This is a genomic window from Erwinia sp. Eh17-17, from assembly GCF_039675725.1.
Lineage (GTDB): Bacteria > Pseudomonadota > Gammaproteobacteria > Enterobacterales > Enterobacteriaceae > Erwinia.
The window spans coordinates 577,175-598,072 of sequence record NZ_JBDFQT010000001.1; the positions used below are offsets into that span (position 1 = coordinate 577,175).

Here is a 20,898-nt window from a genome sequence, read left to right on the forward strand (position 1 = left end):
ACAACCAGCCAGCAGTGATAAACCGGAGGATGGGATGCGAAAACTGGAAATATGCTGCTACGGAGTGGAGTGTGCCGTCACCGCAGAGCGGGCGGGGGCTGACCGCGTTGAGCTTTGCTCCGCACCGACTGAAGGGGGGCTGACCCCGTCGGCGGGCGCGCTGATCGCTGCGCGTCGTCGCGTCGGGATCCCGGTTCACCCTATTGTGCGCCCGCGCGGCGGGGATTTTTGCTACAGCGATATTGAATTTGAACTGATGAAATCGGATATCGATTTTATCCGTGAGCAGGGCTTTCCCGGTCTGGTGATTGGGATACTGGATGTTGACGGCCACATTGATATGCCGCGTATGACGCAGGTGATGCAGCAGTGCCAGGGAATGGCGGTCACGTTTCACCGCGCCTTTGACCTTTGCCATAATCCACTGACCGCGCTGAAACAGCTGACGGATTTGGGGGTGGCACGCATTTTAACCTCCGGTCAGCAGCAGAGCGCTGAAAGCGGATTACCTTTGCTCAGGGAACTTAACCGCATGGCCCGTGGTCTAACCGTTATGGCAGGCGCGGGTGTGCGCATGAGCAATGTTCAAAAGTTTATCGACGCGGGTTTGCTGGAGCTGCACAGCTCTGCCAGCCAGCGTATTCCTTCACCGATGCGTTACCGTAAAGCAGGCGTCTCGATGTGTTCAGAGACGGATAATGACGAGTTCAGCCGCTCCTGCGTGGATGGTGATGTGGTCGCCGCGATGAAAAGTGTGATGTCGCTCGGCGCGCCGGTGAAAGTAGCCTGACAGGGGGTCGTTTCCTGAGCTCCCAATCAAACGATTTTGCCGCGCAGCACGCCGATCGGTGACGTGATGTTTGCAAGTACCAGACCCCAGCGACTTTGGTTGGGGTTTTTTTTGCTTCCGGAACGGGTAGTTAGTGCATGGCGACCTGAAAAAATTCTACACTGCACCATCTTCTTCATTTGTCATGAGAGTCGTGATGAATATTCAGCTACCTGGTTTAACTCTGATGGCAACGCTGGTTTTGCTGCTGGCTCCGGCTGCGCAGGCAGCGACGGATTGCGTCGCGGGCTATCAGCAGATCAACAACAATAACAGCATCTTGATGCTGGGGGGAACGGCCAGAGGACCCGTCAAACAGTTTGTCCTCGGTGAGTTTGGCAAGGATGTTGACCAGCAAAAACGCATGATCGGCGAGTTTGATCGCTGTGGGGTGCTGCAACACGCCGACATCCGCTTTGACAAGCAAGAAGGCAGCTTCCAGGTCAGGGTGGTGCAGAGCATTGAACACGTCTACGATGGCTGGCTTTCCAGCTATACGATTTCGGTTACCGACCAGCGTAACGGTAAGGAAACGGTGATCAATGACAAGCAGGGGACGACGCATTATCGCACCGACCGACGCGGCAGGATTGTCAGCGCTACCGACACCTTTACCTTAAAAGGCGAAGACGGCTTCACGGAAACCACGCACTTTTTCGACCGCCAGTCGCGGCTGATCCGCAGCGTTGCGCGCGGTACAGACCCCAGCACTAATGGCGTATCTATCTACCGCTGGAATAACAAAAATCACCTGCTGGCCCTGGATACTGACGGGCAAAAAATGACGTGGGCCTATGATAAGGACGAGCGCGAATTAGTGATGAATATCCGTTCTGATACGCCCATGAACAGCATGACGAATCAGATTGAGTGCCAGCTCTGGGATGACGAGGGAAACTGCACGCTGAGCTATTCGCGTGAGATGGAGGTTTATCCTGGCGGCATTATCCGCCGCAATATCACAGCGGCCTACCGCTATGAATACTGGGAATAGGCACCACGCCCGCAAGACAGAGCCGGCCTGACGGCTGGCCCTGAATTCTTAGCACTATGTTCAGGAAGATTTAAGGCTTCGTCGCAATTAGCACGGCGCGCAGCGGGGCAGGGTAGCCTTCCACCGTTTTTGTCGGGTCATTCGGGTCGAGGAACTCGGCCAGCGACTCACTGGTCATCCAGCTGGTGCGGCGCTGTTCGTCGGTGCTGGTCACCGAGTAATCGGCAATACGCACGTCAACGAAACCGCACTTTTCCAGCCAGTTTTTTAACGCGCCGGTGGAAGGAATGAAGTAAACGTTACGCATCTGAGCGTAGCGTTCGCCCGGCACCAGCACCTGCAGATCGTCCCCTTCAACCACCAGCGTTTCCAGCACCAGCTCACCGCCGCTGACCAGCTGGTTTTTCAGCTGGAAAAGATGGTCGAGCGGGGAGCGACGGTGGTAAAGCACGCCCATAGAGAACACGGTATCGAAGGCTTTCAGCTCCGGCAGCTGCTCAATGCCCAGCGGCAGCAGGTGCGCCCGCTGGTCGTTGCCCAGCAGCTTGCGTACCGCCTCAAACTGGCAGAGGAACAGCTGCATCGGATCGATGCCCACCACCAGGTTAGCGCCTGCGCCCAGCATACGCCACATGTGGTAACCGCTGCCGCAGCCGACGTCCAGCACGGTACGCCCGGCCAGCGGCGAGATATGCGGCAGAACCCGCTCCCACTTCCAGTCTGAGCGCCATTCCGTATCGATATTCACGCCGTACAGGGAGAACGGCCCTTTACGCCACGGCATCAGATTGCGCAGCAGCTTTTCAATGCCGTCGCGCTGGCGGGCAGACAATTGGTTGCTGTCGGCGGTCACGCCGTGCAGCAGGTCCAGCGTTTCCGGGGTCAGGGCAGGCAGGTATTCCACCGCGCGGTCCCAGTTTTTGAAGTGGCCGTGCAGGGCTTCGCGCTGCCAGGTGGCGATCTGCGCAGGCAGGGTTTCCAGCCAGTGTGAAAGCGGGCCTTTGGCAATAAGTTGATAAAAATTTCCGAAATCCATCAGGGTTGACCTGCTTTTAAGGCCACCAGAGAGCCAAAGTTAAAACACTGGAACCACAGCTCGGCATGCTGAAAACCGGCCGTGTGCAGACGTTGTTTGTGTGTTTCCACGCTGTCGGTCAGCATCACGTTTTCCAGCATGCTGCGCTTCTGGCTGATCTCCAGTTCGCTGTAGCCGTTGGCACGTTTAAAGTCGTGATGCATATTAAACAACAGTTCACCGACGTCGGCGTCAGCAAAGCTGAATTTCTCCGACAGCACCAGGGCGCCGCCAGGCCGCAGACCCTGAAAGATAGTATTCAGCAACTGCTGGCGCTCTTCGGGGGCCAGGAACTGCAGGGTGAAATTCAGCACCACCAGAGAGGCATTTTCGATCGGGATCTGACGAATATCAGCTTCGATCACCTCTACCGGCGTGTCGGCGCGGAAGGCATCAAGATGGCGGCGGCAGCGTTCGACCATGGCCGGGGAGTTATCGACGGCAATGATTTGACAGCCGGGCACCTGAATGTTGCGCCGTACCGACAGGGTGGCCGCGCCCAGCGAGCAGCCGAGATCGTAAACCCTGGAGTCGGGCTGAACAAAGCGCTCGGCTAACATGCCAATCATTGAAATAATGTTGGAATAGCCGGGCACGGAACGCTGAATCATATCGGGAAAGACTTCAGCAACGCGCTCATCAAACGTCCAGTCGCCCAGTCTGGCAATCGGCGCGGAGAACAGCGTATCGCGGTTAGACATAGTGGTAAGTCCGGGGAAGCTAACGGAAAGGGCATATTCTGGCAGAAAGCGGGACAGGCTGCACCTTTTCTGCCAGCAGAGAGCGGTCAGGCGCTGCCGAGAACCAGGTCCCAGGGCAGGAAAAGCAGATTAACCACCACCATGCCTGCCAGTGACAGGAGAGTAAGCAGCATTCCGTTACGACGCCACAGCACGGTGCGGCTGCGCAGGCCGTGGGCATGCATTATACGGCCAAAGAAGAAAAACAGCCCCAGCAGATGCAGCATCCAGATATCGGCACCGTTCATCTCCATCATCACCAGCAAAAACAGGGCGACGGGGATATTTTCTACCGCGTTACCGTGAATGCGGATAGCCAGCTGTAAATCAGACACGCCACCGTCACCAATTGATACCCGGTACTGACGACGTAACCGCACGACATCAAGTAAAAATTTAAGAATTAACAGCGTACCGAGAACCACGTAAAGCGCACTGACCATCTCTCACTCCATGATGTAAGAATTATCTTGCCGAACAGGGTAACGAAGAAACGCCAGGCTGTCGCCTGCCGTGGCTTCAAAACAGCATCTCCTGACGCGGCCAGTCAGGCGCGTCACCGACACCGGGTAACGCCTGCTGCAAGGCGGGCCAGAGTGCACGCACCAGCTCCGGGGCGAAGCCGACGTCCGGGGTGTGAATAAACAGCCACGGCTGGCCGCTTTCGCACCACTGAGGGAGGCGCGAAAGCCAGGCGTCGAACCAGCGCAGATTAGCAGCCGTGTCGTCACCGCCGATAAAGCGAATCATCGGCGCGTCGGCCGTCATGACGGCATGGACCGGCAGCTTTGGCTTCTTACGCTGGGCTTCTGTAATTGCCGCCGTTGACGGGATGGCACTGTGTACCCCACGCGTATCCAGGATCACCCGGTTGACGCCGCGCTGATGCAGCCCGCGATTCAGCGCCTGTTCTTCCCCGCCTTTGGCAAAAAACGCCGGGTGCCGGACTTCAACGCCATAGCGGAATTCACCGGGCAGGGTGGCAATGAAGTCCCAGAGTGTGGGCAGATCGGCGGGAGAGAACGCCGCAGGAAGCTGTAACCAGAACTGACCGATGCGGTCGGCCAGCGGGGCCAGCAGGCTGAAAAACTCCGCGCTGAGGTCGCCGCACTGGCGCAGTGCCGCCTGGTGGCTGATGGTGGCCGGGAATTTAAAACAGAAGCGGAAATCATCGTGAGTCATTGCCCGCCAGCGCTGCACCACCTCCGGGCGCGGCAGGGCATACAGCGTGGTATTGCCCTCAACGCAGTTAAAGTGACGCGCATAATCTTCCAGGGTGGTCATCCCCAGTTTTTTCCATTGCGGATGCTGCCACTGCGGCAGGCCGAGATACAGCGGGGTCATCGCTTATCCTGGTTGGGTGAGTTGCCGGCGACTTTAACGTGAGCGGGCGGAGAAGCGCAAGGCGAAGCGTGGGGAAGAGACCGGTTCCCTCCGGTCGGTGGTACGTTAAGACAGCGCGGCAATCACCTCGTCCGTCTGACGCACCCGTGCAATACGTGGGAAAATCCACGCCATGCTGGCCTGATGCTGCTCTGCGCTGGCGGTGCTGCAAATATCTTCGGCAATCACCAGGTTAAAGCCGAGTTCCCAGGCGTTACGTGCGGTCGATTCCACGCCGATATTGGTGGCAATCCCACCCAGCACGATGGTGTCAATACCGCGGCGACGCAGCTGCAACTCAAGGTCAGTGCCGTAAAATGCGCCCCACTGGCGTTTGGTGACATGAAGATCGCTGTCCTGCACATTCAGCGCCTGAGGATAATCCCACCAGTTGTCCGGCAGTGCTCCACCGGCGTGAGCCGCATCCACCGGCTGTTTCAGGGCCTCAGCAAAGCTGGCTGACCAGCCCACGCGTACCAGCACCACGGGCGCTTCGACAGCGCGAAAAGCGGCGGCCAGCGTAGCCGAACGGCTGACCACCTCAGCGGCGGCGTGAGGGGCCTGACCAAACGGCAGAATACCTTCCTGCAGGTCGATCAGGACCAGCGCGGTGGTGTGAGGGTTGAGTTTCAACATCAGATTCTCCGGGAGAGGGTGGGAAATCGTTGAGAATACAAAGAAACCGCCTTTTGGTGCGATGAAAATGATGTGGGTAAAGGGGAGAGTTTTGTTAGCGGTTATGTCGTGGTGATGATGTTTTGTTAACCATCTGATGCAGAGAGAGGACTTCCTGAGGTTTTTCTGCCATTTTCCCGCGCTGACAGCACTTATCCTGTGAGCCATTTTCCATTATAATGGCAGCCATTTTTCGCGGCAGCAGCGCTCCTCAGAGCAGGATATTGACCATAAAGCTGCGCCAGCAGCGCTGAAGTTAAAAGGATATCGTTATGCGTACTGAGTATTGTGGACAGATCAATCTGTCTCATGTAGGCCAGCAAGTGACACTGTGCGGTTGGGTTAATCGCCGCCGCGATCTCGGCAGCCTGATCTTTATTGATATGCGTGACCGTGAAGGCATTGTTCAGGTGTTCTTCGACCCGGACCGTCAGGAGGCTTTCCAGCGCGCTTCTGAGCTGCGTAACGAGTTCTGCATTCAGCTCACCGGCACCGTGCGTGCGCGTGATGAGAAGAACAAAAACAGCGATATGGCGACCGGTGAAATTGAAGTGTTCGCCACCGACCTGACCATCATTAACCGCTCCGAACCGCTGCCGCTAGACTCCAACATGGCGAACAGCGAAGAAGCGCGTCTGAAGTATCGTTATCTTGACCTGCGTCGCCCGGATATGGCGAACCGTCTGAAAGCCCGCGCCAAAATTACCAGCTTTGTGCGCCGCTTTATGGATGAGCACGGCTTCCTTGATATTGAAACCCCGATGCTGACCAAGGCCACGCCGGAAGGTGCCCGTGACTACCTGGTGCCGAGCCGCGTCCATAAAGGCAAATTCTATGCGCTGCCTCAGTCACCCCAGCTGTTTAAACAGCTGCTGATGATGTCGGGCTTCGACCGCTACTATCAGATCGTCAAATGCTTCCGTGACGAAGATTTACGCGCTGACCGTCAGCCAGAATTCACCCAGATCGATGTTGAAACCTCGTTTATGACCGCACCGCAGGTGCGCGAAATCATGGAGCGCCTGGTACGCAATCTGTGGGTTGAGGTGAAGTCTGTTGAGCTGGGCGATTTCCCGACCATGACCTTCGCAGAGGCAATGCGCCGTTACGGCTCTGATAAGCCGGACCTGCGTAACCCGATGGAGCTGGTGGACGTGGCTGACCTGGTGAAAGACGTTGAGTTCAGCGTGTTCTCCGGCCCGGCGAACGATGCCAAAGGTCGCGTCGCGACCCTGCGTGTGCCGGGTGGCGCACAGCTGAGCCGTAAGCAGATTGACGACTACACGAAGTTCATTGAAATTTACGGCGCGAAAGGTCTGGCCTGGATGAAGGTCAACGAGCGTGCCAAAGGCCTGGAAGGCGTCGCCAGCCCGGTCGCCAAGTTCCTGAATGCTGATATTGTCGAAGAGATTCTGGCGCGCAACGGCGCTGCCGACGGCGACATCATCTTCTTCGGTGCGGGCAGCGCGAAAGTGGTGGCCGATGCGCTGGGTGCCCTGCGTCTGAAGCTGGGCCGTGACCTGAAGATCACCAATGAATCTGCCTGGGCGCCGCTGTGGGTGGTTGACTTCCCGATGTTCGAAGAAGACGGCGAAGGTGGACTGACGGCGATGCACCATCCGTTCACTGCGCCGAAGGATATGACGCCGGAAGCGCTGAAAGAGGCGCCGGAAACCGCGATTGCCAACGCTTACGATATGGTGATCAACGGTTATGAAGTGGGGGGCGGTTCCGTGCGTATCCACAACGGTCAGATGCAGCAGACCGTGTTCGGCATTCTCGGTATTGCCGAGCACGAGCAGCGTGAGAAGTTCGGCTTCCTGCTGGATGCCCTGAAATTCGGTACACCGCCGCACGCGGGTCTGGCCTTTGGTCTTGACCGCCTGGTGATGCTGCTGACCGGCACTGATAACATCCGTGACGTGATCGCCTTCCCGAAAACCACTGCGGCGGCCTGTCTGATGACCGAAGCGCCGAACTTTGCCAACCCGGCCTCGCTGGCTGAGCTGGGCATTGAAGTGGTGAAAAAAGTGAAAGATCAGCCGTCAGAGAACGAATAATGGCGTTCAAGCATCCGGTTTCGGTACTGGTGGTGATTTATGCCCTGGATACCCGGCGGGTGCTGATGTTGCAGCGGCGGGATGATGTGGATTTCTGGCAGTCGGTCACCGGCAGCCAGGAGCCCGGTGAAAGCCTGGCGCAGACCGCGCAGCGGGAAGTGCAGGAAGAGGTGGGAATTGATATTAACGCCGGGCAGCTCACATTAGTGGACTGCCAGCGTCAGATAGAATTCGAAATCTTTGCGCACTTTCGCCACCGCTATGCGCCGGAAATCACCCATAACCGGGAACACTGGTTCACCCTGGCGCTTCCCGCACAGTGCAATATCACATTGAGCGAGCATCTGGCCTTTCAGTGGCTGGATGCCCCGGCCGCCGCCGCGCTCACTAAGTCCTGGAGTAACCGCCAGGCAATTGAAGAATTTGTAAACTAAATATTGTTTTGATTTTAGCCAAAAGTCAGGCGTATATCGGCGCAGTGAAGGTGTTCACCGCCAGCGCGGAGGAAGCGGAGCGTACTGCGGTGCGTGAGCATTCCAGGCACTGCCGGGGACAACGACACCAGCAAGATAGCCTGTCCAGAGCCAATTTGGAGACTTAGAGTATATGGCGGGACATAGTAAATGGGCGAATACCAAGCACCGCAAGGCTGCTCAGGATTCCAAACGCGGTAAAATTTTCACCAAAATCATTCGTGAGCTGGTGACGGCTGCCAAACTGGGCGGCGGTGATGCCAACTCCAACCCGCGTCTGCGCGCGGCGATGGACAAAGCGCTGTCAAACAACATGACCCGTGACACCATGAACCGTGCGATTGCACGCGGCGTGGGCGGTGATGATGACAGCAACATGGAAACCATCATCTATGAAGGCTACGGCCCCGGCGGCACCGCTGTCATGGTGGAATGCCTGAGCGACAACCGCAACCGTACCGTATCTGAAGTGCGCCATGCCTTTACGAAAACGGGTGGTAACCTCGGAACCGACGGGTCGGTGGCTTACCTCTTCACGAAGAAGGGCGTGATCACTTTCGCACCGGGTCTGGAAGAAGATACGGTCATGGACGCCGCGCTGGAAGCGGGTGCCGACGACGTGATGACCTATGACGATGGCACGATCGATGTGTTCACCCCATGGGAAAATCTGGGCGCGGTAAAAGATGCGCTGGAAGCGGCTGGCCTGACGGCAGAAAGTGCCGAAGTCACCATGATCCCGTCAACCAAAGCGGATATGGATGCGGAAACCGCACCTAAACTGCTGCGTCTGATCGATATGCTGGAAGACTGCGACGACGTGCAGGAGGTTTACCATAACGGTGAAATTTCTGACGAGGTAGCGGAAACCCTGTGATCCACCGACTGTCACACTCAGTGAGCGCGTAATGGCTATTATTTTGGGGATAGACCCCGGTTCGCGCATCACCGGTTACGGTGTGATCCGGCAGGTGGGGCGGCAGTTAACCTATCTGGGCAGCGGCTGTATCCGCACCAGCGTGACCGATCTGCCGACGCGCCTGAAACTGATTTATGCAGGCGTCAGCGAGATCATCACCCAGTTTCAGCCGGAGTTTTTCGCGATTGAGCAGGTGTTTATGGCGAAAAACGCCGACTCAGCGCTGAAGCTGGGCCAGGCACGCGGTGCGGCCATTGTCGCTGCGGTCAACCAGGACCTGCCGGTGTTCGAGTATGCGGCCCGTCAGGTCAAGCAGACGGTAGTAGGAATTGGCAGCGCGGAAAAAAGCCAGGTTCAGCATATGGTGCGAACCCTGCTGAAGCTGCCTGCCAACCCGCAGGCGGATGCCGCCGATGCGCTGGCGATTGCCATTACCCACTGCCATCTGAGCCAGAACGTGACGCGCATTGGTGAAGGCAGGCTTAACCTTGCGCGTGGCCGTCTGAGTTAGTCACGGACGCTAAGGTAATCTCAACAGGCTGGATATTCATCCAGCCTTTTTTATGCTATAAACTCCCCTCTTAACCGTTATCTGAAGGAAGCGAATGTGATAGGTCGTCTGAGAGGCATTATCCTGGAAAAGCAGCCGCCTGTGGTGTTACTGGAAGCGAGCGGCGTGGGTTATGAGGTGCAAATGCCTATGACCTGTTTTTATGAGCTTCCCGACCTCAATCATGAAGCGGTGATTTTTACCCACTTTGTGGTGCGCGAAGATGCGCAGCTGCTGTTCGGTTTTAACAGCAAGCCTGAACGCGCCCTGTTTCGCGAGCTGATCAAGGTTAACGGCGTGGGGCCTAAGCTGGCGCTGGCGATCCTGTCCGGCATGTCGGCACAGCAGTTTGTGACCGCCGTTGAGCGTGAAGAGATTGCCGCCCTGGTGAAACTGCCGGGCGTGGGCAAGAAGACCGCCGAGCGTCTGGTGGTGGAAATGAAAGACCGCTTTAAAGGGATGCACGGTGACCTGTTTGCCACCGATGCGCCGTTTGCACTGACCAGCGAGATGCCGGTCGAAGCCGCGAACGATGCGGAAAGCGAAGCGGTTTCCGCGCTGGTGGCGCTGGGCTACAAGCCGCAGGAAGCCAGCCGTATGATCAGCAAAGTCGGCAAGCCGACCGCCGACTGCGAAACACTGATCCGCGAAGCCCTGCGCGCCGCTATTTGATTTGAGGTAGAGCATGATTGAAGCCGACCGCCTGGTCTCCGCCGGGGTCATCACCGAAGAAGAAGTCATCGACCGCGCTATCCGCCCGAAGATGCTGGCGGAGTATGTCGGCCAGCCGGTGGTACGCGAGCAGATGGAGATCTTCATCGAAGCCGCAAAAAATCGCGGTGATGCACTCGACCATCTGCTGATCTTTGGCCCGCCGGGCCTGGGGAAAACCACGCTGGCGAATATTGTCGCCAACGAGATGGGCGTGAATCTGCGGACCACCTCCGGACCGGTGCTGGAGAAAGCGGGCGATCTGGCGGCGATGCTCACCAACCTTGAACCTCACGACGTGTTGTTTATCGATGAGATCCACCGACTGTCGCCGGTGGTTGAAGAGGTGCTGTATCCGGCAATGGAAGATTACCAGCTGGATATCATGATTGGTGAAGGTCCTGGCGCTCGGTCGATCAAACTCGACCTGCCGCCGTTTACCCTGATTGGGGCCACCACCCGTGCCGGATCGCTGACGTCGCCGTTGCGCGATCGTTTTGGCATTGTGCAGCGCCTGGAGTTTTACCGGGTGGAAGATTTGCAGCACATTGTGGCGCGCAGCGCCTCCTGCCTCGGGCTGCCGCTGAGCGACGAGGGTGCGCTGGAGATTGCCCGCCGCGCGCGCGGAACGCCGCGCATTGCCAACCGTCTGCTACGACGGGTCCGTGATTTTGCCGAAGTGCGTGCTGCCGGAAATATGAGCGGGGATGTGACGTCCAAAGCGCTGGATATGCTCAGCGTGGATACCGAAGGTTTTGACTATATGGATCGCAAGCTGCTGCTGGCGATTATCGATAAATTTATGGGTGGCCCGGTAGGGCTGGATAACCTGGCGGCGGCGATTGGTGAAGAGCGTGAAACCATCGAAGACGTGCTGGAACCCTATCTGATACAGCAGGGCTTTATTCAGCGAACGCCGCGTGGCCGAATGGCGACCGGTCACGCATATAAACACTTCGGTATTGACCGTCCTGAATAAGGTGCGTTCCCTGAGATAAAGGGCCGATCGAAAAGAGGATCGGCCCCTGCAAGGCTGTCCGGCACAGAATCGTCCCGGATATCACACCGCCGGCTTTTTCACCATACTGATGATAAACATCGCCGCCGCGCCCAGCACCACGGAAGGGCCGGCTGGCGTATCGTAAAACGCTGAGAACGTCAGGCCGGCCGTCACGGCCAGAATGCCCACCACCACGGCCAACCCTGCCATCTGTTCCGGCGAACGTGCGAAGCGACGTGCGGTTGCGGCCGGGATAATCAGCAGTGAGGTGATAATCAGCGCGCCGACAAACTTCATCGCCACCCCAATAGTCAGTGCCGTAATCAGCATCAGTATCATTTTGGTACGCTGAATATTCACGCCGTCCACCTGCGCCAGATCGGGGCTGATGGTCAGAGAGAGCAGGGCGCGCCACTGCCAGCCCAGCAGCAGCATCACCACCACTACGCCTGCCAGAATCGTCCACAGATCCTCCGGCGTTACCGCCAGCAGGTCGCCAAACAGGTAGGCCATCAGATCCACACGTACGTCAGACATCAGGCTGACCACCACCATGCCCAGCGAAAGCGCGCTGTGGGCCATAATCCCTAACAGGGTATCAATCGCCAGATGCGGACGCCGTTCCAGCCACACCAGCACCAGTGACAGCAGCAGCGTGACGGCAATGACGGCGTAAAACGGACTGACATTCAGCAACAGACCCAATGCCACGCCCAGCAGGGATGCGTGCGCCAGCGTGTCGCCAAAATAGGACATGCGACGCCAGACGACGAACGAACCCAGCGGCCCGGCGGCAATGGCCAGCAGCACACCCGCCAGCCAGCCCGGTAACAGTAACTCAATCATGGCGGCTGGTCCCTTTGCGCAGAATAATTCGCCCCTGCAGATCGTGACGATGGTTGTGATTATGGCGATAAATCGCCAGCTGCTCGGAGCCACGCGGGCCGAACATCGAGATAAATTCGGGGTGCTTAGAGACGGCTTCCGGCGTTCCGGAACAGCAGATATGGTGGTTGAGGCACAGCACTTCGTCGGTTTTAGCCATCACCAGGTGCAGGTCGTGAGAAACCATCAACACGCCACAGTTCAGCTCGCGGCGCAGCTGGTCGATCAGATCGTACAGCGCCACCTGCCCGTTAACGTCAACGCCCTGCGTCGGTTCATCAAGGACCAGCAGCTGCGGTTGATTGAGCAACGCCCGCGCCAGCAGCACGCGCTGCATTTCGCCCCCGGACAGTTTCTGCAGCGGATACTCCAGCAGCTGTCCGGCCTGAACGCGCTTCAGTGCGGGCAAAATATCCTCACGTCTGACGCCGGGCCTCAGCCGCATAAAGCGGTCAACGGTCAGGGGCAGGGTGACATCAAGGTGAATTTTTTGTGGCACATAGCCAATGCGCAGCTGGGCTGGACGCAGCAGCGTACCGGAGGTCGGGGCAATCAGCCCGAGAACCACACGTACCAGCGTCGATTTACCGGCGCCGTTCGGGCCCAGCAGGGTCAGAATACGGCCAGGCTGCAACGAAAGCGAAATATCGGACAGAACGCGACGCTGGCCGAAACTGACGGAAATTTTATCAAGAGTGATCAAAGATGACATGTCGATTACAGGTTGCAGAAATTTTCGGATGTTATAATATCACAATCCATCGACTCATCACGACAAATTGAATCATTATGTTACATAAAAAAACGCGTCTCTTTTCCATGCTGGCCGGCCTCGGCATTGCCGCTTCGCTTGCCCTCCCTGCCCAGGCCGATGTGGTGGCTTCGGTGAAACCGGTCGGCTTCATTGCCGCAGCCATCGCCGATGGCGTCACTCCGGTTCGGGTCTTGCTGCCTGACGGTGCCTCTGAGCACGATTATGCACTACGTCCATCAGACATTAAACGCTTGCAGAGCGCGGATCTGGTCGTCTGGGTTGGCCCTGAAATGGAGGCGTTTATGGCCCGGACAGCCGCTGCGTTACCGGCGCAAAAAAACGTTGAAATGAGTGCTCTTCCGGGGGTGAAACCTCTGTTGCTGAAAGGGGGAGAGGACGAGGAAGAAGAGGAGCATGACCACGCTCACGGCGCTGCTGACAGCCATGAACATCATCATCACGGCGAATATAATATGCACCTATGGATGTCGCCGGAAATTTCCAGGCAAACGGCGATTGCAATCCATGCAAAATTATTGGAACTTATGCCGCAGAGCAAGGACAAACTAGACGCAAACCTGCAGCATTTTGAGGCAGAACTGACGTCAGTCGATGCAAAAATCAGTAAGCAGTTGTCCCCGGTTAAAGGGAAAGGGTATTTCGTTTTTCATGATGCATACACTTACTTTGAAAAACACTTCGGTTTGACCCCACTCGGTCATTTTACCGTCAACCCTGAGATCCAACCCGGCGCACAGCGTTTACATCAAATACGAACACAGTTGGTTGAGCAAAAAGCAGCCTGCGTTTTTGCTGAGCCACAATTCAGGCCGGCCGTGATTGAAGCCGTTGCGAGAGGCACCACCGTGCGTTCAGGCACCCTGGACCCCCTCGGGACGGATATCACCCCAGGTAAAGACAGCTATGTGACATTCCTCTCACAGCTGTCCAGCCAGTATGCGAGCTGCCTGAAAGGAGAATAGAGGAACATTTAAGTGCAGCAGATATCCCGCGCTGTCGCCATGGCGTTTAACAATTTACCGCGGCCCCACCGCATTATGCTGGGGTCGTTGACCGTCGTAACGCTGGCTGTCACCCTGTGGCGGCCTTACGTTTATCACCCGGGCAGCGAAAGCCCGATTGTGAAGACGGTCGAACTGGAGAAAAATCAGCTGCGTACGCTGCTTCCTGAAGCCAGCGAGCCGATCGACCAGGATACACCGTCACCCTCTGACGATACCCCGACGGATGAAATTGATAACGATGTTGCGGATGAAAGCGGCACTCACGATTACGTGGTGTCGACCGGTGATACCCTCAGCAGCGTGTTAAACCAGTACGGCATTGAGATGTCGGACATCAGCCAGCTGGTAAAAAGTGATAAAGACCTGCGTAACCTGCAAATCGGTCAGCAGCTCTCATGGACGCTGAGTGACAAAGGCGATTTGCAGCGACTGACCTGGGAAGTCTCGCGCCGTGAAACCCGTACCTACGATCGTTCCGGAGACGGGTTTAAAGCCTCTTCTGTAATGCAAAAGGGCGAGTGGCAGAACAGCGTGCTCAGCGGCGTGGTTGACGGCAGTTTTGTCAGCAGTGCCAAAAAGGCGGGGCTCTCCAGCAGTGAAATCAGCGCGGTGATTAAATCACTGCAGTGGCAAATGGACTTTCGTAAGCTGCGCAGCGGCGACCGTTTCGCCGTACTGATGTCGCGTGAGGTGCTCAACGGTAAAAGTGAGCAGAGTGAACTGGTAGGCGTGCGTCTTAACAGCGGGGGTAAAGATTATTTTGCCATCCGTAGCGAAGACGGCAAGTTTTACGATCGTAACGGTTCCGGTCTGGCTCGCGGCTTTATGCGCTTCCCGACAATCAAACAGTATCGTGTTTCATCCAGCTTTAACCCTCGTCGTATTAACCCGGTTACCGGACGTATGGCACCGCACAAAGGCGTAGATTTTGCAATCCCACTGGGTACTCCGGTGCTGGCCGTCGGGGATGGTGAGGTGATCGTCTCTAAACGCAGCGGTGGGGCAGGTAATTACATTGCGATTCGTCATGGTCGTCAGTACATGACACGCTACATGCACCTGAAAAAACTGCTGGTGAAGCCAGGGCAGAAAGTGAAACGCGGCGATCGCATCGGGCTGACCGGCAATACCGGGCGCTCAACCGGGCCGCACCTGCACTTTGAAATCTGGATTAATAACCAGGCAGTGAACCCACTGACGGCGAAACTGCCGCGTATGGAAGGGTTGACCGGCAAAGATCGCCGTGATTACCTGGCCAAAGTTCGTGACGTGGTGCCGCAGCTGCGCTTTAAGTAACATTACAGCGCTACGATAAGCCGATGGATGACTCCATCGGTTTTTTTTTAGTGCGAAAATGAACCATATCTCCAATAACTTTGCAAAATGGCTCCTGACCACTATCATAAGCCGGTTATTGTTCGAGGCGAGTGCATGGAAAACACAAAAAAAAGTAATATTGAATTTATTCCCACTTTTAAAAAGAGCTTTTTATTACCACGCCACTGGGGTAGCTGGTTAGGTGTAGGAGCGTTTGCCGGTCTCGCCCTGGTGACGCCACGTTTGCGCGATCCGCTGCTGGGTGCCCTTGGGCGTCTGGCCGGAAAGTTTGCCCGCAGCGCACGTCGTCGTGCGCAGATCAATCTGTTGTATTGCATGAGCGATAAGTCAGAGAGCGAGCGCGAGGCGATTATCGATGAGATGTTCGCCGTTGCTCCGCAGTCAATGGCGATGATGGCGGAGCTGGCCCTGCGTCCGAACAGCGCTAAAAAACGCATTCGCTGGCACGGACGCGAGATTATTGATGCCCTGCAGAATACCGGGCAGAACGTGATTTTTCTGGTGCCACATGCCTGGGCTGTCGATCTGCCCGCGATGGTGCTGGCCTCAGAAGGGCAGCCCATGGCCGCCATGTTTCACAACCAGAGCGATCCGGTTATGGATTATGTCTGGAACCGGGTGCGTCGTCGTTTTGGCGGGCGTATGCACGCGCGCAATGACGGCATCAAACCGTTTATCATGTCTATTCGTCAGGGGTACTGGGGCTATTATCTGCCAGACCAGGATCACGGTGCGGAACAGAGTGAATTTGTGGATTTCTTTGATACCTACAAAGCCACGCTGCCCGCAGTTGGCAGGATGATGAAAGTCTGTCGGGCGAAAGTGGTGCCACTATTTCCGGCTTATGACAGTAAAACGCACTGTCTGGATATTTATCTGCGTCCGCCGATGGACGATCTGCCCGATTCCGATGACGTGTCACAGGCCCGCCGTCTGAATGAAGAAGTTGAGGTGTTTGTGCGCCCTCATCCGGAGCAGTACACCTGGATCCTCAAGCTGCTGAAGACCCGCAAGCCCGGAGAGAAGGAACCTTACGATCGGCAGGAACTGTATCCAAAGAAGAAGTAATCAGCGGTAAGAAAAGAAAAGGGGCCACGCGCAGTGCGGTGGCCCCTTTTTTATTTAATTCAGCGAAGAGCGCCGTTTCCACTCCGCGAGGAAAGCGCGAACCAGCAGGAACCACACCAGCCCGCAGGCCAGGTTGACCAGGCTGAAGGCGCGGGCACCGTCGCTGAAGTAGGCGAATTTCGCCAGCTCGATCCCCAGAGCAAACACCAGAATACTCACCATGCCGAGCATCGCCGCAACGCTGCCTTTACCGGCCTGGCTGGAAAACAGCGTCAGGCGATACAGTCCCGCGTTAACCAGTCCGGTACCGAAGCCATACAGACTCAGCCCGGCGGTCAGCCACAGATAGCTGTGACTGTCGATGACGGAGGCAGCCGCAGAGATGCCGAGGCCCAGCAGGATCGGCCACGCCCCGAAACGCAGTGGGCGGTCGATCGGCAGCCGCGAAGCCAGCTTGCCCAGCGTCAGGTTCCCGGCAATCATGGCAATAAATACCGGCAGCTGCAGCAGGGCATAATCGAGCCGGCTCAGCCCTTCATCGTGGATAAGAATCACGGGAGACAACGCCACCCAGGCCAGGCAGGGGATGGTTACCAGGCCAATCGCCAGCGATCCCGACATCACCTGGCGATCTTTAAACAGCGCGAGATAGCCTTTACCCAGGGATTTCAGTGAGATCGATACCAGCCGGTCCCCGGCCGTTTCCGGCATGGTGCGCCACAGACCAGCCAGTGCAACAGCGGTCACAATGCCAAACAGCCAGAACATCGTGCGCCAGTCGCTGACCTCCAGAAACGCCGCACCGGCTAACGGCCCGGCTAAGGGGGCCAGCAGCGCGACGTTGGCCATCAGCGCCATGATGCGTACGCTCAGGGCCTCGTCGAAGGCTTCCTGAATGGCGGCATAGCCCACCGCACCGATAAAGCACAGGCTGATCCCCTGCAGGAAGCGCAGCAGAATAAATTGCTCAATGCTCTGCACCCAGTGAGTGGCCATACAGGTCACCATAAAAAAAGCCACGCCTGTCAGCATCACCGGGCGACGTCCCAGCTTGTCGGACAGCGGCCCTAACAGCCACTGCAGCACGATGCCGCCAATCAGATAGGCGGTCAGCGAAGATGAAACCCACTCAGGACCCACCCTGAACTCCTGCGTCACCAGCAGCATTCCCGGCTGGATCATATCGTGGGCAATATAGGTCGCGAATTCGAAAAGAACTAAAGACAGGGGGAAAATCAGGTGACGTCGGGTCAGGCTGGACACCGGAATAAATGATGCCATTGGGGGATCCCTCCAGGGTATTTCATCAAAAGGTCAAAAGTGTAGACGTTCGCACAGGCGCGCTACGATAGCGCATTTTCATCAACAGACGCTGCATTAATATGAAGGCAGGAGTTCAGGCGCACCGTGATGGCAAGAGGGACAGAGGCATTTGCAGTTGCTGCCCGGCCCAGGGGCCGGGCAGATCAGAGGAGATTACTCAACGCGCAGCACGCGGCTGGTGTTGGTGGTTCCCGTGGTGCTCATGACATCGCCCTGAGTCACGATCACCAGGTCACCGGACATCAGGAAGCCTTTTTCACGCAGCAGGTTAATGGCGTCGTGCGCCGCAGCCACGCCGTCACTGTTGCTGTCGAAGAAGATTGGCGTCACGCCACGGTACAGGGCGGTCAGGTTCAGCGTGCGCTCATGGCGGGACATGGCGAAAATCGGTAAGCCGGAGGTGATGCGTGAAGTCATCAGCGCCGTACGACCCGATTCAGTCATGGTGATGATAGCCGTCACGCCCTGCAGGTGGTTAGCCGCATACATGGCCGACATCGCGATAGCTTCTTCGATATTATCGAACTGAACGTCAAGGCGGTGCTTGGAGACGTTGATGCTTGGGATCTTCTCCGCGCCCAGGCAGACCTTCGCCATGGCAGAGACGGTTTCGGCGGGATACTGACCTGCAGCCGTTTCCGCTGACAGCATCACCGCATCGGTGCCATCGAGCACGGCGTTGGCCACGTCCATCACCTCCGCACGGGTCGGCATCGGGTTGGTGATCATTGACTCCATCATCTGAGTGGCGGTGATCACCGAACGGTTTAACTGACGTGCACGGCGGATAAGGGCCTTCTGGATGCCGACCAGCTCAGGGTCGCCAATTTCAACCCCAAGGTCGCCCCTTGCCACCATCACCACGTCAGAGGCCAGAATGATGTCATCCATCGCTTCCTGGCTGGCTACGGCTTCGGCGCGTTCCACTTTAGAAACGATTTTAGCTTCACAACCCGCTTCACGCGCCAGACGGCGGGCATAGTTCAGGTCCTCGCCGCAGCGTGGGAACGAAACGGCCAGGTAGTCGACACCAATTTTTGCTGCCGTCAGGATATCGGCTTTGTCTTTTTCAGTCAGCGCTTCAGCCGACAGTCCGCCGCCCAGCTTGTTAATCCCTTTGTTATTTGACAGTGGGCCACCGACGGTGACTTCGGTGAAGACTTTCATGCCCTGAACTTCCAGTACTTTCAGCTGTACGCGACCGTCGTCAAGCAGCAGGATATCTCCCGGCACCACGTCAGCTGGCAGACCTTTATAGTCAATGCCGACTTTTTCACGGTCGCCTTCGCCTTTGCCCAGGCTGGCATCCAGCAGGAAGCGCTCACCGATATTCAGGAAGACTTTGCCTTCCTTAAAGGTTGAAACGCGGATTTTTGGCCCCTGCAGATCGCCGAGGATAGCCACATGACGCCCGAGTTTAGCGGCAATCTCGCGCACTTTATCCGCGCGCATTTGGTGATCTTCTGCAGTGCCGTGTGAGAAGTTCAGACGAACGACATTGGCGCCGGCAGCGATGACTTTTTCAAGGTTATTATCGCGATCGGTGGCGGGGCCCAGTGTGGTTACGATCTTGGTTCTTCTGAGACGACGGGAGGTGGACTTAGGGATTACGGCTGGAGACGACTGGTTAATCATTTAGGGTACACCTTTTGTGAATTGTTATGTCGAATCTATGACTAAGTATGCTCGTCAGTGTCGCGCTGGCGTTTGGGTATTCCCAAGGGTAAAGGATGAAAGTGGAATACTGGCCTGAGCGTGACACAAGTCAGATCCCATCATGCCATACACGCCTGTCATATCACAATCTGTGCGCTTGTGTTCTCTCTCATCCGTCGCAGCCATGCGCAGTCGAGGTTGATTAAAAATGATATTTTCACTGGCGGGTAAAACGTCGCGTCGGGCTGTTGTTATCGCGTCTGGACTGATGCTGAATCACTTTAACCCGCTTAACATTGTCGTGAAACCCCGCACCGCCGTTAACGGCGATGGCCTGCCTGTCAGGAAATGCCGCATACCTGCGGTATAATATGCTGTCAGTTAGCCTTATATATAATAGCAGGAGAACTTAAATCTATTGAAGCTGGTGCCAGGAAATGGTGATACTGCTTTGCCCGGGTATTGCAGTAAAATGATGGTGCTTTTCAGAAATGCATTCACTCCTAATCAGTCTTTATGTTTAACGAAGAAATATATTGATCCTGGGGCGTGATGTTTTAACTTAAAAGGTTTTATCATCAGGTAGTTTATGAATTTTAAAAGAGCTTTTTTAATTGTTATTATGATGATGTTTTTTACTAAAGGTGCAGGTGCCGGGATGGTTCCTGTCTTTAATAATATGAGTCATCGGCTTATTGAGAATGAAGGGTTGCACCGTGTTTCCTATGGGATGCCAACGTTTATTGACGCAGGACCATGGACAGAGACACCGCTGGGAAGTCGTGATTTTTATCAAATGATGATTTTTAGAAACGTAAACGGCACTGAGGTTTCAGCCTACAGAGGTACATTTGTTGCACAACCTAAGGACAATCCTGCTATAAAGACCGTCGGGGATCTGTTAGTTTACGGTGCCAATAAAGTATATGCTGAATCCTCAGGCGATTACGTTGTCTTCGGAACTGACCCCAATGATGGTACTAACTATTGTATTGTGGCAACGATATATTCCTATGCTCTGGCTAAATATACGTATTCCCCCGGAACCTGCCGGTATCTACCGGCATTCCCCTCTGAATGTAAAATACTGACTTCCGAAATAGTGCTCGACCACAAAACGGTTGTGGCGGACAGAATGGCAGAGTCCATAGCGGAAAGTCATTTATGGGTTAACTGTACGCTAAAAGGGACCGTTCAGTTTTCGTTAGCGGACAGAAAGACCACGCTGGATATTGGCGGTGGTACCGCCACCATTAGCATCAACAATAAGCCCCTGCTGAACTATATCGATGTGCAGGCGGGTGATAACAAATTGAAAATCACCTCTGAACTGAAAAATGTTCAGCCAGGTGAGTGGCAGTCGAGCGCTGTTCTGATAGTCAATGTCGTTTAGCTATCGACAGGCCCGGAAGACAAAGGCGAAAAAGCCAGCCGCCACCT

21 protein-coding genes are annotated in these 20,898 nt (G+C 56.1%); 12 read left to right on the forward strand and 9 right to left on the reverse strand.

Going from position 1 to position 20,898, the window contains the following annotated elements; all coding sequences use genetic code 11:
- Positions 1 to 34: 34 nt before the first annotated feature.
- Positions 35 to 790, forward strand: a complete 756-nt coding sequence (cutC, locus tag ABEH87_RS02500; RefSeq protein ID WP_346573618.1) for a copper homeostasis protein CutC — start codon at positions 35 to 37, stop codon at positions 788 to 790.
- Between the two features lie 196 nt (positions 791 to 986).
- Positions 987 to 1,823 carry a hypothetical protein gene (locus tag ABEH87_RS02505; protein ID WP_346573620.1) on the forward strand — a complete coding sequence of 279 codons (837 nt, stop codon included), beginning with the start codon at positions 987 to 989 and terminating at the stop codon, positions 1,821 to 1,823.
- Between the two features lie 70 nt (positions 1,824 to 1,893).
- Here the strand turns inward: ABEH87_RS02505 and cmoB are convergent, their stop codons facing one another.
- From cmoB to ABEH87_RS02530, 5 genes are all read right to left on the reverse strand, one after another.
- Complete coding sequence (gene cmoB, locus ABEH87_RS02510; protein ID WP_346574557.1) at positions 1,894 to 2,862, reverse strand: tRNA 5-methoxyuridine(34)/uridine 5-oxyacetic acid(34) synthase CmoB; 969 nt, start codon at positions 2,860 to 2,862, stop codon at positions 1,894 to 1,896.
- Positions 2,859 to 3,599 (reverse strand): carboxy-S-adenosyl-L-methionine synthase CmoA, encoded by a 741-nt coding sequence (cmoA, locus tag ABEH87_RS02515; protein ID WP_346573622.1) that lies wholly within the window; start codon positions 3,597 to 3,599, stop codon positions 2,859 to 2,861. The genes cmoB and cmoA overlap by 4 nt, the downstream gene beginning before the upstream one ends.
- A gap of 86 nt (positions 3,600 to 3,685) precedes the next feature.
- Positions 3,686 to 4,081 carry an MAPEG family protein gene (locus ABEH87_RS02520; protein WP_346573624.1) on the reverse strand — a complete coding sequence of 132 codons (396 nt, stop codon included), beginning with the start codon at positions 4,079 to 4,081 and terminating at the stop codon, positions 3,686 to 3,688.
- A 76-nt stretch (positions 4,082 to 4,157) separates the two neighbouring features.
- Positions 4,158 to 4,982, reverse strand: coding sequence for a DUF72 domain-containing protein (locus ABEH87_RS02525; protein WP_346573625.1), 825 nt, complete (start codon positions 4,980 to 4,982; stop codon positions 4,158 to 4,160).
- A gap of 105 nt (positions 4,983 to 5,087) precedes the next feature.
- Complete coding sequence (locus tag ABEH87_RS02530; RefSeq protein WP_346573627.1) at positions 5,088 to 5,657, reverse strand: hydrolase; 570 nt, start codon at positions 5,655 to 5,657, stop codon at positions 5,088 to 5,090.
- A gap of 311 nt (positions 5,658 to 5,968) precedes the next feature.
- Between ABEH87_RS02530 and aspS the strand changes: the two genes are divergently transcribed.
- From aspS to ruvB, 6 genes are all read left to right on the forward strand, one after another.
- Complete coding sequence (gene aspS / locus ABEH87_RS02535) at positions 5,969 to 7,756, forward strand: aspartate--tRNA ligase (RefSeq protein WP_346573628.1); 1,788 nt, start codon at positions 5,969 to 5,971, stop codon at positions 7,754 to 7,756.
- Positions 7,756 to 8,190, forward strand: coding sequence for a dihydroneopterin triphosphate diphosphatase (gene nudB, locus ABEH87_RS02540; RefSeq protein ID WP_346573629.1), 435 nt, complete (start codon positions 7,756 to 7,758; stop codon positions 8,188 to 8,190). Before aspS ends, nudB begins: the two co-directional genes overlap by 1 nt.
- Positions 8,191 to 8,362: 172 nt before the next feature.
- Positions 8,363 to 9,106, forward strand: coding sequence for a YebC/PmpR family DNA-binding transcriptional regulator (locus ABEH87_RS02545; protein ID WP_346573630.1), 744 nt, complete (start codon positions 8,363 to 8,365; stop codon positions 9,104 to 9,106).
- 31 nt (positions 9,107 to 9,137) lie between these two features.
- Complete coding sequence (gene ruvC / locus ABEH87_RS02550; RefSeq protein WP_346573631.1) at positions 9,138 to 9,659, forward strand: crossover junction endodeoxyribonuclease RuvC; 522 nt, start codon at positions 9,138 to 9,140, stop codon at positions 9,657 to 9,659.
- A 96-nt stretch (positions 9,660 to 9,755) separates the two neighbouring features.
- Positions 9,756 to 10,370 (forward strand): Holliday junction branch migration protein RuvA, encoded by a 615-nt coding sequence (gene ruvA, locus ABEH87_RS02555; protein ID WP_346573632.1) that lies wholly within the window; start codon positions 9,756 to 9,758, stop codon positions 10,368 to 10,370.
- A gap of 13 nt (positions 10,371 to 10,383) precedes the next feature.
- Entirely contained in the window at positions 10,384 to 11,388 is a 1,005-nt protein-coding gene (ruvB, locus tag ABEH87_RS02560) for a Holliday junction branch migration DNA helicase RuvB (RefSeq protein ID WP_346573634.1), read from the forward strand.
- Positions 11,389 to 11,469: 81 nt separating this feature from the next.
- Here ruvB and znuB read toward each other — a convergent pair whose 3' ends face one another.
- On the reverse strand, positions 11,470 to 12,255 hold the full coding sequence (gene znuB, locus ABEH87_RS02565; protein ID WP_346573636.1) for a zinc ABC transporter permease subunit ZnuB: 786 nt from the start codon (positions 12,253 to 12,255) through the stop codon (positions 11,470 to 11,472).
- Entirely contained in the window at positions 12,248 to 13,006 is a 759-nt protein-coding gene (gene znuC / locus ABEH87_RS02570) for a zinc ABC transporter ATP-binding protein ZnuC (RefSeq protein WP_346573638.1), read from the reverse strand. The genes znuB and znuC overlap by 8 nt, the downstream gene beginning before the upstream one ends.
- Before the next feature lie 77 nt (positions 13,007 to 13,083).
- Here znuC and znuA point away from each other — a divergent pair, with 77 nt between their 5' ends.
- From znuA to lpxM, 3 genes are all read left to right on the forward strand, one after another.
- Positions 13,084 to 14,031, forward strand: coding sequence for a zinc ABC transporter substrate-binding protein ZnuA (gene znuA / locus ABEH87_RS02575; RefSeq protein ID WP_346573640.1), 948 nt, complete (start codon positions 13,084 to 13,086; stop codon positions 14,029 to 14,031).
- A gap of 12 nt (positions 14,032 to 14,043) precedes the next feature.
- On the forward strand, positions 14,044 to 15,369 hold the full coding sequence (gene mepM, locus ABEH87_RS02580; RefSeq protein ID WP_346573642.1) for a murein DD-endopeptidase MepM: 1,326 nt from the start codon (positions 14,044 to 14,046) through the stop codon (positions 15,367 to 15,369).
- 135 nt (positions 15,370 to 15,504) lie between these two features.
- Positions 15,505 to 16,479: a lauroyl-Kdo(2)-lipid IV(A) myristoyltransferase gene (gene lpxM, locus ABEH87_RS02585; protein WP_346573644.1), complete on the forward strand. Its 975-nt coding sequence runs from the start codon at positions 15,505 to 15,507 to the stop codon at positions 16,477 to 16,479.
- A gap of 54 nt (positions 16,480 to 16,533) precedes the next feature.
- Here lpxM and ABEH87_RS02590 read toward each other — a convergent pair whose 3' ends face one another.
- Together ABEH87_RS02590 and pyk are read right to left on the reverse strand one after the other, a co-directional pair.
- Positions 16,534 to 17,760, reverse strand: coding sequence for an MFS transporter (locus tag ABEH87_RS02590; RefSeq protein WP_346573646.1), 1,227 nt, complete (start codon positions 17,758 to 17,760; stop codon positions 16,534 to 16,536).
- Between the two features lie 195 nt (positions 17,761 to 17,955).
- Positions 17,956 to 19,437, reverse strand: coding sequence for a pyruvate kinase (gene pyk, locus ABEH87_RS02595; RefSeq protein WP_346573648.1), 1,482 nt, complete (start codon positions 19,435 to 19,437; stop codon positions 17,956 to 17,958).
- A gap of 610 nt (positions 19,438 to 20,047) precedes the next feature.
- Between pyk and ABEH87_RS02600 the strand changes: the two genes are divergently transcribed.
- Complete coding sequence (locus ABEH87_RS02600; RefSeq protein ID WP_346573650.1) at positions 20,048 to 20,851, forward strand: hypothetical protein; 804 nt, start codon at positions 20,048 to 20,050, stop codon at positions 20,849 to 20,851.
- The last annotated feature ends 47 nt before the right edge of the window (positions 20,852 to 20,898 follow it).